At 60.9% G+C, this 15,951-nt stretch carries 18 protein-coding genes; 7 read left to right on the top strand and 11 right to left on the bottom strand.

From position 1 onward, the window contains the following. Window positions 1-37: 37 nt before the first annotated feature. Both AM571_RS05020 and AM571_RS05015 read right to left on the bottom strand, forming a co-directional pair. A complete protein-coding gene (locus AM571_RS05020; RefSeq protein WP_074063076.1) occupies window positions 38-793 on the bottom strand; it encodes an SURF1 family protein in 756 nt (251 codons plus the stop codon). Then, on the bottom strand, window positions 786-1,169 hold the full coding sequence (locus AM571_RS05015) for a DUF983 domain-containing protein (RefSeq protein ID WP_074060460.1): 384 nt from the start codon (window positions 1,167-1,169) through the stop codon (window positions 786-788). Before AM571_RS05015 ends, AM571_RS05020 begins: the two co-directional genes overlap by 8 nt. Window positions 1,170-1,296: 127 nt before the next feature. On the opposite strand from AM571_RS05015, the gene AM571_RS05010 reads away from it, so the two are divergent. Next, window positions 1,297-1,938 carry a chloramphenicol phosphotransferase CPT family protein gene (locus AM571_RS05010; RefSeq protein WP_074063075.1) on the top strand — a complete coding sequence of 214 codons (642 nt, stop codon included), beginning with the start codon at window positions 1,297-1,299 and terminating at the stop codon, window positions 1,936-1,938. Between the two features lie 54 nt (window positions 1,939-1,992). On the opposite strand, the gene AM571_RS05005 is transcribed toward AM571_RS05010, so the two are convergent. The 6 genes from AM571_RS05005 to coxB form a co-directional block, all read right to left on the bottom strand. Then, window positions 1,993-2,871 (bottom strand): cytochrome c oxidase subunit 3, encoded by an 879-nt coding sequence (locus tag AM571_RS05005; RefSeq protein ID WP_074063074.1) that lies wholly within the window; start codon window positions 2,869-2,871, stop codon window positions 1,993-1,995. Window positions 2,872-2,931: 60 nt separating this feature from the next. After that, window positions 2,932-3,540 (bottom strand): cytochrome c oxidase assembly protein, encoded by a 609-nt coding sequence (locus AM571_RS05000; protein WP_074060459.1) that lies wholly within the window; start codon window positions 3,538-3,540, stop codon window positions 2,932-2,934. Window positions 3,541-3,544: 4 nt separating this feature from the next. Next, complete coding sequence (locus AM571_RS36865; protein ID WP_165918512.1) at window positions 3,545-3,682, bottom strand: hypothetical protein; 138 nt, start codon at window positions 3,680-3,682, stop codon at window positions 3,545-3,547. After that, complete coding sequence (locus AM571_RS04995; RefSeq protein WP_074060458.1) at window positions 3,682-4,638, bottom strand: heme o synthase; 957 nt, start codon at window positions 4,636-4,638, stop codon at window positions 3,682-3,684. The genes AM571_RS36865 and AM571_RS04995 overlap by 1 nt, the downstream gene beginning before the upstream one ends. A 67-nt stretch (window positions 4,639-4,705) precedes the next feature. Then, window positions 4,706-6,403, bottom strand: coding sequence for a cytochrome c oxidase subunit I (ctaD, locus tag AM571_RS04990; RefSeq protein ID WP_074060457.1), 1,698 nt, complete (start codon window positions 6,401-6,403; stop codon window positions 4,706-4,708). An 18-nt stretch (window positions 6,404-6,421) separates the two neighbouring features. After that, window positions 6,422-7,312 carry a cytochrome c oxidase subunit II gene (coxB, locus tag AM571_RS04985; protein WP_074060456.1) on the bottom strand — a complete coding sequence of 297 codons (891 nt, stop codon included), beginning with the start codon at window positions 7,310-7,312 and terminating at the stop codon, window positions 6,422-6,424. Window positions 7,313-7,652: 340 nt separating this feature from the next. Between coxB and AM571_RS04980 the strand changes: the two genes are divergently transcribed. The 3 genes from AM571_RS04980 (at window position 7,653) to AM571_RS04970 (ending at window position 10,270) form a co-directional block, all read left to right on the top strand. Beyond that, a complete protein-coding gene (locus AM571_RS04980) occupies window positions 7,653-8,273 on the top strand; it encodes an invasion associated locus B family protein (RefSeq protein WP_074060455.1) in 621 nt (206 codons plus the stop codon). A 75-nt stretch (window positions 8,274-8,348) separates the two neighbouring features. Then, complete coding sequence (gene tldD, locus AM571_RS04975) at window positions 8,349-9,764, top strand: metalloprotease TldD (protein ID WP_074060454.1); 1,416 nt, start codon at window positions 8,349-8,351, stop codon at window positions 9,762-9,764. A 17-nt stretch (window positions 9,765-9,781) separates the two neighbouring features. Continuing rightward, window positions 9,782-10,270 carry a GNAT family N-acetyltransferase gene (locus tag AM571_RS04970; RefSeq protein ID WP_074060453.1) on the top strand — a complete coding sequence of 163 codons (489 nt, stop codon included), beginning with the start codon at window positions 9,782-9,784 and terminating at the stop codon, window positions 10,268-10,270. Between the two features lie 204 nt (window positions 10,271-10,474). On the opposite strand, the gene AM571_RS04965 is transcribed toward AM571_RS04970, so the two are convergent. Continuing rightward, complete coding sequence (locus tag AM571_RS04965) at window positions 10,475-10,774, bottom strand: pyrophosphatase (protein WP_074060452.1); 300 nt, start codon at window positions 10,772-10,774, stop codon at window positions 10,475-10,477. A gap of 73 nt (window positions 10,775-10,847) precedes the next feature. After that, window positions 10,848-12,113, bottom strand: coding sequence for a D-alanyl-D-alanine carboxypeptidase family protein (locus AM571_RS04960; protein ID WP_074060451.1), 1,266 nt, complete (start codon window positions 12,111-12,113; stop codon window positions 10,848-10,850). A 220-nt stretch (window positions 12,114-12,333) separates the two neighbouring features. On the opposite strand from AM571_RS04960, the gene AM571_RS04955 reads away from it, so the two are divergent. Next, window positions 12,334-13,380 (top strand): polysaccharide deacetylase family protein, encoded by a 1,047-nt coding sequence (locus tag AM571_RS04955; protein ID WP_074060450.1) that lies wholly within the window; start codon window positions 12,334-12,336, stop codon window positions 13,378-13,380. A 4-nt stretch (window positions 13,381-13,384) separates the two neighbouring features. On the opposite strand, the gene pdxH is transcribed toward AM571_RS04955, so the two are convergent. Next, window positions 13,385-14,005: a pyridoxamine 5'-phosphate oxidase gene (gene pdxH / locus AM571_RS04950; protein ID WP_074060449.1), complete on the bottom strand. Its 621-nt coding sequence runs from the start codon at window positions 14,003-14,005 to the stop codon at window positions 13,385-13,387. 66 nt (window positions 14,006-14,071) lie between these two features. On the opposite strand from pdxH, the gene AM571_RS04945 reads away from it, so the two are divergent. Both AM571_RS04945 and AM571_RS04940 read left to right on the top strand, forming a co-directional pair. After that, the gene (locus tag AM571_RS04945) at window positions 14,072-14,530 is read left to right on the top strand and encodes an RT0821/Lpp0805 family surface protein (protein WP_074060448.1); all 459 of its coding nucleotides are present in this window, start codon (window positions 14,072-14,074) and stop codon (window positions 14,528-14,530) included. Between the two features lie 251 nt (window positions 14,531-14,781). Beyond that, entirely contained in the window at window positions 14,782-15,933 is a 1,152-nt protein-coding gene (locus tag AM571_RS04940) for a DnaJ C-terminal domain-containing protein (RefSeq protein ID WP_074060447.1), read from the top strand. Window positions 15,934-15,951 lie beyond the last annotated feature (18 nt).

Raw genomic sequence — 15,951 nt, 5'->3', positions numbered from 1 at the left:
GCTGTCTAGCCCAATATGAGAATAAATTGAAGCGATTCTATTGCGAAGCCGGCTTGCCTCGCCCGCGGAACCAGGAGATCGCAACGATCACGACCAGCACCGCCGCCAGGCCATACCAGGTAAGGGCATATTGCAGGTGGTTGTTCGGCAGGTCGACGTCGGTGACGCCGCCGATCGGCAGCCCCTTGGGGTTGGGGGTCGAATCGGCATCGACGAAGAAGGGCAAGACGCTCGCCTTGTCGAGGCCAGTGCTTGCGGCCATCACATCGAGGTCTTTCCAGTAGAAGATGTTGTTGGCGACATCGTTGTCCGGTACGAGCCAGGAAGGCTTTCCGGGCAGCTTGTTGCGCGTCAGGCCGGTGACCGTCTGCTCGCCGGTCAGTTGGCCCTGAATGCGCATTTTTGGCTCCTTGTTCTCAAAAGGAACGAAGCCGCGATTGACGAAGAGATGGCGCCCGCCGGCAAGCTCAAGCGGGGTGTAGATGTAATAGCCCGTCTGGCCGCGCCAGGTGGCGAAGAAGTGTCGCTCCTTGTCGTTCACATAGCGTCCGGTTGTCGTGACGGGCCGGTACTCGATGTCGCCGCCCGAAGCGAGCAGCCGCTCGATATCGGCAAGCCGCACCGGCCTCGAGGCGCGGCGCTCCGCAATATCGGCGATCAGCCCTTGCTTCCAATGCAGGCGCTCCACCTGCCAGGTGCCGAGCGAGACGAGGATGGAAAGGGCAATCAGCACGGCAATGCCGGTCAAGACCGGCAGCCTTCGCCGGGCAGCCACGGCCTGGATATCAGTCACTGGAAATGCGTCCTTCGCGGGCATTGTGGCGGTATTGCATGGCGATCAGGATGCCCTTGCACCAGCGCAATGCCGCCAGCGAAAGTGCGATCGTCAGCGGAGCGAACAGCAAAATGTGCAGCCAGATCGGCGGCGAGTAGTTCACCTCCAGCCAGAGCACGGAACCGATGACGATGAAGCCGACGATGAGAATGACGAAGACGGCGGGACCATCACCCGAATCGGCAAAGGAATAATCGAGGCCGCAGGCGGCACAGCGTGGCTTCACCGAGAGCAGGCCATCGAACAATTTGCCCTGTCCGCAGCGCGGGCAGCAGCCCCTTATCCCGGTCTTTAACGGATCCACAGGGGGAAAATGCGCACGGTCTTCGCTCATCGTCTTCCTTTCGGCCGGAGTTCGTTTTCAGCCGCGCCTTAACTCTCCCATAAAGTATCTGCAGGACGAAAGGAAATAGCTGCGCGATCTCGCCCAGGCGATTCGCGCCAAACAGAAGAAGATGCTGATGAGCAAAGAAAATCCTGCAGGCCAGATCGTGATCCTGAACGGGGCGCCGCGAAGCGGCAAGACGACGCTCGCAAGAGCCATTCAGCAGCAGTTCGAAGGACCGTGGATGAACCTCGGCGTCGACACCTACAATGCCGCGACGCCAGCGCGCTACCTGCCGGGCATCGGCCTTCGCCCGGGCGGCGAACGCCCCGATCTTGAGGAACTGGTGCCGTTCTTCTATGCGGCACTTTACGAATCCATCGCAATCCATGCCGGGCTCGGGCTGAATGTCGTCGCCGACCTCGGTCATCACGACGCCTATTCGCGGCCGCTCGGGATTCTCACCGATTGCGCTCGGCGGCTTGAAGGTTTCCCGGTTCTCTTCGTCGGCGTGCTCTGCCCGCTCGACGTCATCATGAAGCGCCGCGACATCGACGAGCCCGGCCGCGAGAACCTTTACGAAAGAGCGACTGGCGAGGTCCCTGTACCAGAGGCCGTGCGGCGCTGGCAGGAGGAGGTGCACCGGCCGGGAATCTACGATCTCGAGCTCGATACCTCGGTGCTGACGCCAGATGAATGCGCCCAGGCGATCCGCCGCCAACTCGATCTCGGGATTGCCGAACCATCCGCCTTCGAGCGAATCGCCGCTTCAAGATAGCGATAAAAAAGGCGGGCGCCGATGGTCCCGCCTTCTTGGTTTTCTTTCGGCCGATCAGCCCGCCGCGACAGGAGCACCCCAGCCGCCCCAGACGTAGATGCAGAAGAACAGGAAGAGCCAGACGACGTCGACGAAATGCCAGTACCAGGCGGCGGCTTCGAAACCGAAGTGCTGCTTTGGCGTGAAGTCGCCGCGCAGTGCGCGCAGCAGGCAGACCAGCAGGAAGATCGTTCCGATCTGCACGTGGAAACCGTGGAAGCCGGTCGCCATGAAGAAGGTGGCGCCGTAGATCGAGTTCTTGAACGCGAAGGGCGCATGCATGTATTCGTAAGCCTGGACGCCGGAGAACAGGATGCCGAGCAGGACGGTGAGCGTCAGGCCCTGAATGAGGCCCCTGCGGTCATTGTGCAGCAGCGCGTGATGCGCCCAGGTGACCGTCGTGCCGGACAAGAGCAGGATCACGGTATTGTAGATCGGCAGGTGCCAGGGATCGAGAACCTCGATGCCCTTCGGCGGCCACTGGCCGCCGGTATATGCCAGGCGCGACGCCTGGATCGCTTCGTTCGCAAAGAGGCTGGCGTCGAAATAGGCCCAGAACCAGGCGACGAAGAACATCACTTCCGAGGCGATGAACATGATCATGCCGTAGCGCAGATGCAGCGAGACGACGCGGGTATGGGCACCCTCATGGGCCTCCTTCACCGTATCTGCCCACCAGCCGTACATGACATAGAGGATCAGTACGAGGCCGATGTAAAACAGCCAGGGCTGGGCCCATTCGACACCGAAGAGGTGCAGAGATCCGCCGTTGAGGTAGCGCATATAGCCGACGCCGCCGAACGTTACGATGAAGGCGCCAAGCGACGCCAGAATCGGCCACGGACTCGGGTCGATGATGTGGTAGTCGTGATTTTTCTGATGCGCATCGGCCATGTCAGATCCCCGGATGTCTTCCTTCGCTTCGCCTCCGGCATAGCCGGAAACGATCCTCAATCAAAGTTTGTTTTCAATCTTTTGCGCTCCACCTTCGTTCGAAGCCACCGGCTTCGGTCCCTCTTTCGGGTAGAACGTATACGACAGCGTAATCGTGTGGATGTCTTTCGACTCGACGGCCTTGGTAATATCCGGATCGATATAGAAGACCACCGGCATTTCAAGCTTCTCGCCCGGCTTCAGATCCGTCTCGGTGAAGCAGAAGCACTGGATCTTGTTGAAATAGACGCCCGCCTCGCCCGGCGTCACGTTGAAGACTGCCCGGCCGCGTTGCGTCTCGTTCGACTTGTTCTCCGCCACGAAATTGACCTGGATGGTCTCGCCGATCAGCGGATTGACCTCGCGCTGCACCGGCTTGAAGTCCCAGTAAAGCCCCGGCGCCACATTGGCGTCGAAGGTCACGCGCATCTTGCGGTCGAGGATGACGCTCGAGGCCTGATCGACGCGCTGGGTCGTGCCGTTGTAACCCGTCATCTGGCAGAAGATGCGGTAGAGCGGAACCGCGGCATAACTCATCGCCGTCATACCGACGACGAAGCTCAGGCACATGAAGACGACGGCACCATTGCTGCGGCCCTGCTTCTTCCGTGCGCTTGCGGTATTGCTCATCGCTTCAGCCTCCGTGCCCGGTGAACTTCACGATGGTGATGGCGTAGAAAAGAACGCAAAGGCCAGCAAGCGCAAGGCCGAGAGCGATGTTCCGGTTGCGTCGCGACTTGCGCTGGGCTTGCGTGAGCTTGACCGTTTCCATCACAGCACACCTCCTGCATGGGAAACCAACATGGAAGCGAGCCGGTCGATCATCAGGGCAGAAAAGATGGCGAACAGATAAAAGATCGAGAAAGCAAAAAGCTTCTTCGCCGGGATCATCTTCGGATCGCCATCGGGCATGCGCCAGACGGCGATGGAACAGTATATGAAGACCGCACCGAGCGATGCAGCAGCAAGACCGTATCCGGCGCTCGCAAAGCCGAGGAAGGTCGGAACTACGCCGCACACGGCCGTCGACACGGCATAGGCGACGATCTGGTGTTTGGTGGCGCGCTCGCCAGATACGTTCGGCAGCATCGGCACGCCGACAGCCTCGTAATCGCGCATCTTGAACAAAGCGAGCGCCCAGAAATGGGCCGGCGTCCAGAGGAAGATGATGAGAAACAGGACGGTGCTTTCGATCGTCACCGAATTCGTCACGCAGGCCCAGCCGATCATCGGCGGGAAGGCGCCGGCGGCACCGCCGATGACGATGTTTTGCGGCGTCGAACGCTTCAGCCACATCGTGTAGACGACGACGTAGAAGAAGATCGTGAAGGCAAGGATCGATGCCGAGAGCCAATTGACGGCCAGGCCGAGGATCACGACCGAAAAACAGGAAAGAATCAGGCCGAAGGCCAGTGCTTCCTTCGGCGTGATGCGACCTGCCGGAATCGGCCGACGTGCAGTGCGGGTCATGATGGCGTCAATATCGGCATCGTACCACATGTTGAGCGCACCCGAGGCGCCTGCGCCGATGGCAATGCAGAGAATAGAAATCAGGCCAAGCACGGCATTGATGTGGCCGGGCGCGAGCATGAGGCCGGCAAAGGCCGTGAAGACCACGAGCGACATGACGCGCGGCTTTAAAAGCTCGAAGTAATCGCGCGCACTGGCTTCCGACAGGAGATGTTCGCCGTCGTTCACAAGTACCTCGTGATTGTTTATGACCCTCATTCTCTCGTCCTGCATTCTTCAAGGCCGGACGCCGCATTTGCATGCGGCGCCCACAAAGTCGGCATCCTTACTTGATGCGCGGGAGCTGCTCCCACTGGTGATACGGCGGCGGCGAAGGCAGCTGCCATTCGAGCGTCGTGGCACCCTCGCCCCATGGATTGTCGCCGGCGACACGCTTCCTGGCGAAGGCCTCGAAAACGCCGAAGAGGAAGATCAGCACGCCGAAGGCCGAGATGTAGGAGCCGATCGAGGATACGTAGTTCCAGCCGGCAAATGCATCCGGATAGTCGATGTAACGGCGCGGCATTCCGGCAAGGCCGAGGAAATGCTGCGGGAAGAACACCAGGTTGACGCCGACGAACATGACCCAGAAGTGCAGCTTGCCGACGAACTCGTTGTACATGTAGCCGGTCATCTTCGGGAACCAGTAGTACCATCCTGCGAAGATGGCGAAGACGGCGCCGAGCGACAGAACGTAGTGGAAATGAGCCACGACGTAATAAGTGTCATGCAGCGAGCGGTCGAGACCGGCGTTAGCGAGCTGAACGCCCGTCACGCCGCCGACCGTGAACAGGAAGATGAAGCCGATCGCCCAGATCATCGGCGTGCGGAAAGTGATCGAGCCGCCCCACATCGTTGCGATCCACGAAAAGATCTTCACGCCCGTTGGGACGGCGATGACCATCGTTGCGAAGACGAAGTAGCGCTGCGCATCGAGCGACAGGCCGACCGTATACATGTGGTGGGCCCAGACGACGAAGCCGACGGCACCGATCGCAACCATCGCATATGCCATGCCAAGGTAGCCGAACACCGGCTTGCGCGAGAAGGTCGAGATGATGTGGCTGACCATGCCGAAGCCCGGCAGGATCAGGATGTAGACTTCCGGATGACCGAAGAACCAGAACAAGTGCTGGTAAAGAATAGGATCGCCGCCGCCTTCCGGCGCGAAGAACGACGTACCGAAGTTGCGATCGGTGAGCAGCATGGTGATGCCGCCTGCCAGAACCGGCAGCGAGAGCAAAAGCAGGAAGGCGGTGATCAGGACGGCCCAGGCGAAAAGCGGCATCTTGTGCAGCGTCATGCCCGGAGCGCGCATGTTCAGGATCGTGGTGATGAAGTTGATCGCACCCAGGATCGAGGAGGCTCCCGCGACATGCAGCGCAAAGATCGCAAGATCGACCGCCGGACCCGGCATACCGGATGTGGCAAGCGGCGGGTAGAGCGTCCAGCCGCCGCCGGCACCATAAGCCCCCGCCGGACCTTCGACGAACATCGAAAGCACGAGCAAAAGGAAGGCGGGAACGATCAGCCAGAAGGAGATGTTGTTCAAACGCGGGAATGCCATGTCCGGCGCACCGATCATGATCGGCACCATCCAGTTGGCAAAACCGCCGATCATCGCGGGCATGACCATGAAGAAGATCATGATCAGCGCGTGCGCAGTCGTGAACATGTTGAACATCTGCTTGGCGCCGTCGATGGCAGCGTCGCCTTCGTAGCCATAGACCATCGAGGCCAGGCCGTGGAAGATCTGGATGCCGGGCTCCTGGAGCTCCATGCGCATGGCAACAGACAGAGCACCGCCGACGATGCCGGCAATGATGGCGAAGATCAGGTAGAGCGTGCCGATGTCCTTGTGGTTCGTCGAAAAGAACCAGCGGTTGACGAAGCTCGGCTTGTGCGAGTGGTCGTGATGATCGTCATGCGCATGGGCGCCATGCGAGTGATCATGAGAATGATCGTGAGCGGAAGGTCCAGCCATTGTCCCGAGCCCCTTCTATTACTGAACGTTGTCGGCGACGTCGACGGTCTTTGCAGGACCGTCGGTGGCAGCCATGAGAGCCTTGTAGGCTCCGGGAAGATCAGAAGCGGCAGCCGTCAGCCACTGCTGGTACTTGTCTTCGGAGACGACGCGGATCGCGATCGGCATGTATGCGTGGTCCTTGCCGCAGAGCTCGGAACACTGGCCGTAGAACAGGCCTTCGCGCTCCGTCTTGAACCAGGTTTCATTCAACCGGCCGGGAACGGCGTCGATCTTGATGCCGAAGGACGGCATGGCGAAGGCGTGAATGACGTCGGTCGGAGCGGCAGTCACCAGAACGCGGACCGTCTTGTTGACCGGCAGAACGACTTCGTTGTCGACGGCGAGCAGACGCGGATAGGTGGCAAGGTCGGACTTGCCGGCAGCTGCGCGATCCGGATCCTTGAGCAGGTAGGAATCAAAGGTGAGCGGCGTCTCGCCGGTCCCTGAGTATTCGTAATTCCACTGCCACTGGGTGGCCGTCGCTTTCAGCGTGACATCCGGGTTTTCCGGCAAGGTGAGCTGCGCCGTCAAAAGGTTGAACGACGGAACGGCAAGGAGAAGAAGAACAAGAACCGGCCCAACGGTCCAGATGACTTCGATCAGCGTGTTGTGGCTCGTCTTCGAAGGCACCGGATTGGCGCTGGCGCGGAACTTGAAACAGACGACGACCAGCAGCACGAGAACGAAAAGCGTGATCGGAACGATGAACCACAGCGTATATTGTTCGAACCAGCGGATTTCCCGCATGATCGGCGTTGCCGCCGGCTGAAGCGTTGCCTGCCACGGCAGCGGCTGATCGGCAAAACTGCCGGAAGCAAAAAGCAGACAGACCAGCGCGGCCAGGGCTGCATAAGCCTTCTTAATCACCTTAGTATCTCCCTCGAGCGCTTGATCTGCCACAAATCGAACGCAGAATCCTTGCCATCTTCAGCGCTTCAAACCACAGTTTGCCATCTACCGCAACAGGCCAGAGCGATTGTCTATGCGGCATTTTTGCCTAAAGTCAAATTCCGCAGCCAGGGCAAAACATTGCTGAAGATTTTCATGGTCATATGAAAAAGACCGCTGCAACCGATCCGCCCTCCCGACAATATCGGCGAAAAGTCCTATTTCTGCCGTAGTCCCCCGGTTTTGACGGGGCGGGGCTTTTCATTTCCGATGGCGGCCTTCAACAATAGCGGCACTGATTCGAATTCCAGAGGTTTCCATGGGTTTCCGTTCCCTCGCGCGGTCGCTTATTCTGACCACCAGCATCGCAGCCGCGGCGACAACCCCCGTACTTGCCCAGCAGCAGCCTGCGCCGAAGCCGCCTGCCCAGCAACCGGCGCCGACACAGCCGGCACCAGCCCAACCGGATCGCCCGCAGCAGGCAACACCCGGGCAAAGCCAGCCGCAGGCCCCCGGAACCGTGAAGTCCAATCACGGCGCCTGGTCCGTCGTCTGCGACAAGCCGGCCGGCGCTTCGGCCGAGCAATGCGCGCTGATGCAGAACGTCATCGCCGAAGATCGGCCGGAGGTCGGCCTCTCGGTCGTCGTGCTGAAGACCGCCGACCGCAAGTCGAAGATCCTCCGTGTTCTGGCACCGCTCGGTGTCCTGCTGCCGAACGGCCTCGGCCTCAATGTCGACGGCAAGGATATCGGCCGCGCCTATTTCGTGCGCTGCTTTGCCGACGGCTGCTACGCCGAAGTCGTGCTCGAGGACGAGCTGCTGAAGACGTTCCGCAGCGGCACCAGCGCCACTTTCATCGTCTTCCAGACGCCCGAAGAAGGCATCGGCATTCCGGTCGATCTCAAGGGCTTTGCAGAAGGCTACGACGCCCTGCCCTGATAGGGCTTGCTCGAACAGCTCTGCGGACCTACATCGGCCTGGAAGCGTTTCTGCTTCGAAGCGGAGAATACGACCATGAATACCGACCTGCTGACGCTGTTCGACGCCGACGAAACGACGATGCGCAAACACGTTGCCGACGCACTTTCCGGCTCCGATGACGGCGAGCTCTTCATCGAGCATGCGCAGGCGGAATCGCTGATGTTCGACAATGGCCGCCTCAAGGGCGGAAGCTTCAATACCGAGCAGGGTTTCGGCCTTCGCGCCGTCGCCGGCGAAGCGGTCGGCTACGCGCATGCGGGTGATCTTTCGGTTGCAGCGCTGAAGCGCGCAGCAGAGGCCGTCGGAGTGGTCACGAAGGGCTATAGCGGCAGCTACGCCGCAGCGCCCCAGCGCACCAACAAGAAATTCTACGGAGACGAGAACCCCATCGGCTCGCCGACCTTCGAAGAGAAGGTTAAAGTCCTGACCGATATCGATGCATATCTGCGCGGCAAGGACGACAAGGTGCGCCAGGTGACGGCGTCGGTCGCCGCAAGCTGGCAGGTTGTCGATATCTTGCGCGCCGATGGTCATCGCGTTCGCGATATCCGCCCGATGACACGCATCAACATCTCCGTCATCGTGGGCGAAGGCGATCGGCAGGAAAGCGGCTCCTATGGCAGCGGCGGGCGCATCGGCTTCGGCGATTTTATTGCTGAGGGAAATTGGCAGTACGGTGCCGACGAGGCGCTTCGTCAGGCACTCGTCAATCTCGAAGCGATCGAAGCACCGGCCGGCACGATGGATGTCGTCCTCGGCTCCGGCTGGCCGGGCGTCATGCTGCACGAAGCGGTCGGCCATGGCCTCGAAGGCGATTTCAATCGCAAGAAGACCTCGGCCTTCGCCGGCCTGCTTGGCCAGATGGTGGCTGCACCGGGCGTCACCGTGGTCGATGACGGCACGATCGACAGCCGGCGCGGCTCGATCACCATCGACGACGAGGGTACGCCCTCAGGCTACAACGTGCTCATCGAAAACGGGAAGCTCGTCGGCTACATGCAGGACCGGCAGAACGCCCGGCTGATGGGCATGCAGCCGACCGGCAACGGCCGTCGCCAGGGGTATGCCCATGTGCCGATGCCGCGAATGACCAACACCTATATGCTTGGCGGCGACAAGACGCCGGAAGAGATCATCGCTTCCGTGAGGAAGGGCGTCTATGCCGTCTCCTTCGGCGGCGGCCAGGTGGATATTACCTCCGGCAAGTTCGTCTTCGGCTGCACCGAGGCCTATCTCATCGACAACGGCAAGATCGGCGCTCCGATCAAGGGCGCGATGCTGATCGGCAACGGCCCGGATGCGATGAAGCGCGTCTCGATGATCGGCAACGACATGAAGCTCGACACCGGAATCGGCAATTGCGGCAAGGCCGGGCAGTGGGTTCCCGTCGGCGTCGGACAGCCGCATCTGCGCATGGACCAGGTGACCGTCGGCGGTACGAAAGCCTGAGGATTTTGGAGGCGGCGATGAGCGAGATTGCGATCAGACCCTTCGCCGCCCCTGACATCGATGGCGTCTTTTCGGTCATCCTGCCGATCCAGCGCGACGAATTCGGCTTCGCGATCACAGCCGACGACCAACCGGATCTGCAGGTCATCCCGGATTTCTACCAGTCCGGCAAAGGCCAGTTCTGGATCGCGGAGCTTGAGGGCGTCATCGTCGGCACGATCGGCCTCAAGGATATCGGCAACAACCGGGCAGCGCTGCGCAAGATGTTCGTCGCCGCACCCGTGCGCGGCCCCCGGCACGGCGTTGCCGCCAAGCTGCTCGACACGCTCATTACCCATGCCAAAGCAAATGGCATTCAGGAGATCTTCCTCGGCACGACCGACAGATTCCTCGCCGCCCATCGCTTTTACGAGAAGAACGGCTTTACCGAGATCAAGCGCAGCGACCTCCCCCGCTCCTTCCCGTTGATGGCCGTGGACAACAAGTTCTACCGGCGGACGGTCTAGCGATCCTCAACCGAATTCTTATGCCTTCCTCTTTTCCTTGCCGGGCGAGGAATGACGGTTTTATGCCCACACCGCGCTGATGAACGAGCCGGGCCGCGGGACCGATCACCGTCCAGGCTGTTGCTCGGATACACTAAAATCGGCGCGAGTGGCGGATCGCAAAGAGTTGCGGCTGGAAGGCGACTTTTTTGAAGCGCACCTGGCTTAGGGCCTAAACAGCCACTTGCGCTCGATGGCCAGTGCGAGGTCGATGCCGTTTTGGCGGGCAAAGAGCAGGATGTGGCCGAGCATGTCGGCCGTCTCGTCGGCGAGGTCCTGCTTCAGTTCGTCCGGCGTCTTGCCTTTCGGGCGCCCTCTGCCGCTCACGCGGTTCCAGGCCTGGGTGAGTTCGCCCATTTCCTCCTGCAGCTTCAGGAGATACCAGTCCGGATCCCGCTCGATGCCATTCACCTCAGCATAACGGCGGGAAGAGGATTCGAACCGTTCTGCGAGATCGGCCAGCATCGGCGCCCTCCTTCGGATCCAAAACAGGAGAATGTCGATTCGTCCGGATTGTCCAGCAAAGGATGTCCGCAGCTTAGCCTTGATTGGCCAGCAGAACGCAGTCGTAGGAGCGCTTCTTGAGGGCTTCGCAGGCGGCGGTGGCGGCCTGCTCACTGTCGAAGCCGACGAAGCTGGCGCGGTAGATGGCGTTGGCGCCGGTGCCGAAGGCTTCCGTATAGGGCGTTGCGGATTTCAATGCCGTGCCGCCTTCCGACTTCGCCTGGGCAAGTAGTGCACGGGCGGCATCGGCGCTTGGAGCGGCGGAAATCTGGATCTGCCAGCCGCGGGTCGACGGCTGCGGCCTGCCAGCATTGGCCATCTCCTCAAGTGCTGCCGGACGCTCCAGGGGAACGGCTGCCGTGTCGGAGTAACCGAGTGCGAAAGGAACCTTGCCGCTTTCGCCTTCGCCTCGTGGCGCGGCGGCTGCAAGAGGCGCATCCCCATCAGCGGCGGAGGCGACTTCGACCGGCAGCTTGGCGCCGACGCTTGCAATCAGCTTGCCGCCGCTGGAAGCGCGGCCGAGATACTTGTCGAGCAGTGCGGCCATCTGGGCATCGCGGCTGCGGGCCGTGCGGCCGCCGAGAACAACGCCGACGACGCGGCGGTTGCCGTCGCGCACGGCGCTCACGAGATTGAAACCGGAGGCGTTCGTGTAACCCGTTTTGATGCCGTCCATACCCTGGTAGCGAACCATCAGGTTGTTATGGCCGCGGATGGTCTTGCCGCGGAAGGTGAACGCCGTCATCGAGAAGAGGCGGTATTCTCTCGGATAGTGCTTGAGCAGCGCGACGCCGAGGGTGGACATGTCGCGGGCCGTCGTCACCTGCCGCTTATCGGGCAGGCCGGACGCGTTGTAAAAGGCGGTACGGCTCATGCCGAGCTGCCGGGCCTTCTGCGTCATTACGCGTGCGAAGTTGCTTTCGGAGCCCGCGAGCATCTCGCCCATAGCGGCCGCGGCATCATTGGCAGATTTAACGATCATCCCATAGACGGCCTCGCGCACGGTGATCGTCCCGCCCGCCTTCACGCCGAGCTTTGTCGGAGGGCGGCTGGCGGCGTATTTCGACATGACGATCTGCGTGTCCCAGGTGATCCTGCCGCGGTTCAGCGCCTCGAAGGTGAGGTAGAGCGTCATCATCTTGGTGAGCGACGCCGGGTGGTTCAGCACATCGCCGTTCTCGGACGCGAGAACCTTGCCGGTCCGGGCGTCGAGGATGAGGGAGGCGCTGCCGGCCATGGCCGCGATCGGTGCCGAAACGGCAAGCGTCACAGCTAGAAATGCGGCCAACAACCTTTTCATGAAGTCCCCTCAATATAAGTGCCGTCTGCGGCGAAGCCTAAACATGTCCCGTTCTGCGACAGACGCCGCTAATCTGGCGCGACTTTGACGCAACGGACACCGATTTTTTGAGTTTTCTTTGCTCTTGGTGAACGGAACGTAAAGATTTCACCCGAAAATGCAACGTTCAACAACGCTTAACACCATAATTGATAGGCTCGCCCGTCTTCAGGGAGGCGTAATGCACAGGCTGTGGAAAAGTCGCGCGAAACGGATCGCCATTACCGCCGGGCTCGAAGCTGCCCATCTCGTTGCCGCTCTCGGGCTCATGCGCCACGCGCGCGGGCGCGGTGCGATCTTCACCCTGCATCATGTCAGGCCGCACGAGCCGCATGCTTTCGAGCCGAATGCACACCTCGAAATCACTCCGGCATTTCTCGATGCGGCACTGACGCGGCTTGCCCATGACGGGTACCGTTTCGTCGCGCTGGACGAGATTCCGGCATTGCTTTGCGCACCGGCAAGCGACCAGCCTTTTGCAGCCTTTACCCTGGACGACGGCTACCGCAACAATCTCGTTCACGCCTATCCGGTCTTCGAGAAGCACGGGGCACCCTTTACCGTGTTCGTGGCAAAGGGCCTGACGGAGCGCACGCACACGATCTGGTGGGAGACTCTAGCCGCTGTCCTGCGCAAGGCCGAAAAGGTCCACTTCGATTTCGGCGGCGGCGAAGAGAGCATTGCGCTTTTCACATTGGCCGATCAGCATGCGGCATTTTCGCGGTTCGCAGCCCATGTCCACGGCACCGACGAAGCCTCGGCGGTTGCGAAGATCGATGCGCTGGCCCGTCACCATGAGATCGATCCTGCCGAACTCGTCGACGATCTCGTGATGGGCGCGGCGGAACTCAACCTTCTCGACGCTAGCCCCCTGGCCTCCATCGGCGCCCACACGGTCAGCCACCGCGCGCTCGCTCGGCTTGCGGAGGCAGAAGTACGCAAGGAAATGACGCTTTCTGCCGACCACGTAGAGATGATTACCGGCAAACGACCGGAAACCTTCGCATTCCCATATGGCACGCCCGAAGCGGCAACCCGTCGCGAGGCGGCAATCGCAGCCGAGCTCAGGTTCAAGGTCACGGTGACGACCCGGCCCGGCGTCATGCGGCCGGACCTTTTCGGCAGCACCACCTATCTGCCGCGGCTCTCTCTCAATGGCTATTACCAGAAACCGCGCTATGTCTCGGCGCTCGTCTCAGGCATCCCCCTGAAGCTGATGGGCCGTTAGCCGATCAGGGATACATCCTGACCTTTTCCCAATCGCCTTCCGGGGCCCGGCGGCGGAATTCGACCCGGTCATGGAGGCGGAAGTTCTGGTCCTTCCAGAATTCGATCGAAACCGGCTTTATGCGGAAACCAGACCAGTAGGGCGGTCGCGGGATTTCACCGATGGCATAGCGCGCCGTATATTCGGCTACGGCTTTTTCCAGCGCAAAGCGACTTTCCAGCGGTCGGGACTGCTTGGATGCCCAGGCGCCGATGCGGCTGCCGCGGGCGCGCGTCTGGAAATAAGCGTCGGCTTCCTCGTCGGTCACGATTTCCACAGGACCGCGCAGGCGCACTTGCCGTCGCAGCGCTTTCCAGTGAAAACACATGGCCGCTTTTTTCTGTCCCAGGATTTCACGGCCTTTCTGACTCTCGAAATTGGTGTAGAAGACGAATCCGTCGCTATCGAATCCCTTCAGGAGAACCATGCGGACATTGGGAAGGCCATCTTCATCGACCGTCGCAAGCGCTACCGCATTCGGATCGTTTATCTCGGAACCCTCGGCATCTTTCAGCCATTCCGCGAAAAGCTTGAAGGGCTCGTCGCGCTCGGTGAAGTCACCGCTTATTAACTCATTTGCCGACATATTAGCTCAAATGCCCCGGGTTTATCGGTTTAATGCCCAGCTACTCACGACTGGACAGGACGCAGGGTGGAAGTCATAGCAAAGTCGAATCGTCATACAAAGGGCCTGCTGTGCCGTTGTGCCACGTTGTTCGTCATCGGTGCGACGATGCTGCCGCTTTCCGGCTGCATGACGGGCGGTTTTGACTTTTTGAGCGATTCGAAAGTGGACCGTTCGGTCGCCACCGGAACCGTGCCGCAGACACCGCCGAGCACCGATACGCTTTCCGACGAAATGACGGTTCGCAACGCGGTCACATCTGCCGACATCCAGAGGATGGCCGGCCAGCCGCTGCCCTGGGCGAATTCCTCGACCGGCAGCGCCGGCGTCATCGACACGATCGTCGAAAACAACGACCAGGGCCAGGTCTGCCGCCAGTTCCGCACCACGCGGCACTCCTATGCGGGCATTGCCAAATTCTACGGCAAGACCTGCCTCGTGGGCGGCGGCAATTGGCAACTGCTGAGCTTCCAGCCGGAAGGCTGACCCGCTTGAAGACATGATTAATCACAGCCCGACCGCAGCCGCAATGCTTAGCAAAAAGCTAACCATTTGCGGCGAAAGCCGCATTCCTCTCCCCAAAAATAAGGACTGATTAGTAACTCTGACGCACGATTGGCTCATGGAGGCGTGTTCCGGTTGCATGAAAAGGACCGGAACAGGCGGAGAGTTGTCATGGGCTTCGGGGTGCTGGGCAAGGACAGGCACGCCGCATCGGAACACCGGCGGTTTAACAAATGCGCGATCCTTACAAGATTTTGGGCGTTCCTCAGGACGCAGGGACTGACGAGATCAAGGCTGCCTGGCGCAACATGGCCAAGGCCGTTCATCCAGACCACAACCAGGGCGATCCGACGGCAACGGCTCGTTTCGCCGAGATCGGTCGTGCCTATGAGACATTGAGGGATCCCAAGAAGCGCAGCCTGTTCGATACCGCCGCACGGATGGCGGAGGCGCGAACGAACGGCGAGACGATCATGCAGCAGCGCCAGGCAGCCCGAGAGGCGGCATTCCGGGCGCAGGCTGCACAGGCGAATGCAGAACGCGTGATGGAAGAACTCGCCCGCGCCAACGCGCAGAAGGCGGCAAAGGCCGCCTCCGAGGCGGCAAGACAGCAGCACGCCAGCCCCGAATCCGCAGAAGACATGGTCGAGCGCATTTTCGGCGCGCAAGCCAAGACGGCAAGCACCGGGGCGACCGCACATCCACAGGCAAATGCCGGCAAGCGGGCAGAGGCGGAGGCCGGCAAGCTCGAAGCGGAAGCAGTAAAGCCCGAGGAAGAAAGCACGGAGGCGGTTGCGGCCGCTGGCGGCATACTTCAACCCTTGAGCATCCTGACATCGCTCGTGCGCCGCTTTACCGGCAGCACGCCCGCACCGGAAAAGGCCCCGGATCAATTCGCGCAGGTAACGGTCACGTTCGAGGACATATTGAAGGGCAGCTGGACCACGGTAGAGCTGGGCGAGGGCCGCGAGGCAAGCTTTGCATTGTCGGCCGGGACACGGGAGGGCCATCAGGTCCGGCTAAAGGGCCAAGGCTACAGGCTGCCGAACATGCAGCGAGGCGACGCGGTCGTCAGCATCCACATCGCACCCGATGCGCGTTTCAGCGTCGATGGATTCGATCTGCGTACCGTGCTGCCGGTGACGATCGAAAATGCCGTCCTTGGCACCGAAGCGCGCATCGAAGGACCGAACGGGCCGGTCAACCTCACCGTTCCCCCCTGGTCAGGATCCGACAAGACGATCCGAATCTCCGGCCAGGGCCTGCCCGATGATACAGGCGGAAAGGGCGACCTGATCGTCGAGCTGCGCATTATGTTGTGGGAAAAGCCGGACGATAAGGTCACCGATCTCATGAGAAGCATGCGCGAAGGGCTGTTTTTATGAAATTTTCGTGACAAGCGC

Origin of the sequence: Rhizobium etli 8C-3 (assembly GCF_001908375.1) — a bacterium.
GTDB classification, from domain to species: domain Bacteria; phylum Pseudomonadota; class Alphaproteobacteria; order Rhizobiales; family Rhizobiaceae; genus Rhizobium; species Rhizobium etli_B.
The sequence above is the reverse complement of the archived record's forward strand: the minus strand, read 5'-3'. Positions and strand labels throughout refer to the sequence as shown.

Coding starts and splice junctions, on each gene's coding strand:
- AM571_RS05015 (WP_074060460.1), bottom strand. CDS start 1,169: ATGAGCGAAGACCGTGCGCATTTTCCCCCTGTGGATCCGTTAAAGACC.
- AM571_RS05010 (WP_074063075.1), top strand. CDS start 1,297: ATGAGCAAAGAAAATCCTGCAGGCCAGATCGTGATCCTGAACGGGGCG.
- AM571_RS05005 (WP_074063074.1), bottom strand. CDS start 2,871: ATGGCCGATGCGCATCAGAAAAATCACGACTACCACATCATCGACCCG.
- AM571_RS05000 (WP_074060459.1), bottom strand. CDS start 3,540: ATGAGCAATACCGCAAGCGCACGGAAGAAGCAGGGCCGCAGCAATGGT.
- AM571_RS36865 (WP_165918512.1), bottom strand. CDS start 3,682: ATGGAAACGGTCAAGCTCACGCAAGCCCAGCGCAAGTCGCGACGCAAC.
- AM571_RS04995 (WP_074060458.1), bottom strand. CDS start 4,638: ATGAGGGTCATAAACAATCACGAGGTACTTGTGAACGACGGCGAACAT.
- ctaD (WP_074060457.1), bottom strand. CDS start 6,403: ATGGCTGGACCTTCCGCTCACGATCATTCTCATGATCACTCGCATGGC.
- AM571_RS04980 (WP_074060455.1), top strand. CDS start 7,653: ATGGGTTTCCGTTCCCTCGCGCGGTCGCTTATTCTGACCACCAGCATC.
- tldD (WP_074060454.1), top strand. CDS start 8,349: ATGAATACCGACCTGCTGACGCTGTTCGACGCCGACGAAACGACGATG.
- AM571_RS04970 (WP_074060453.1), top strand. CDS start 9,782: ATGAGCGAGATTGCGATCAGACCCTTCGCCGCCCCTGACATCGATGGC.
- AM571_RS04965 (WP_074060452.1), bottom strand. CDS start 10,774: ATGCTGGCCGATCTCGCAGAACGGTTCGAATCCTCTTCCCGCCGTTAT.
- AM571_RS04960 (WP_074060451.1), bottom strand. CDS start 12,113: ATGAAAAGGTTGTTGGCCGCATTTCTAGCTGTGACGCTTGCCGTTTCG.
- AM571_RS04955 (WP_074060450.1), top strand. CDS start 12,334: ATGCACAGGCTGTGGAAAAGTCGCGCGAAACGGATCGCCATTACCGCC.
- pdxH (WP_074060449.1), bottom strand. CDS start 14,005: ATGTCGGCAAATGAGTTAATAAGCGGTGACTTCACCGAGCGCGACGAG.
- AM571_RS04940 (WP_074060447.1), top strand. CDS start 14,782: ATGCGCGATCCTTACAAGATTTTGGGCGTTCCTCAGGACGCAGGGACT.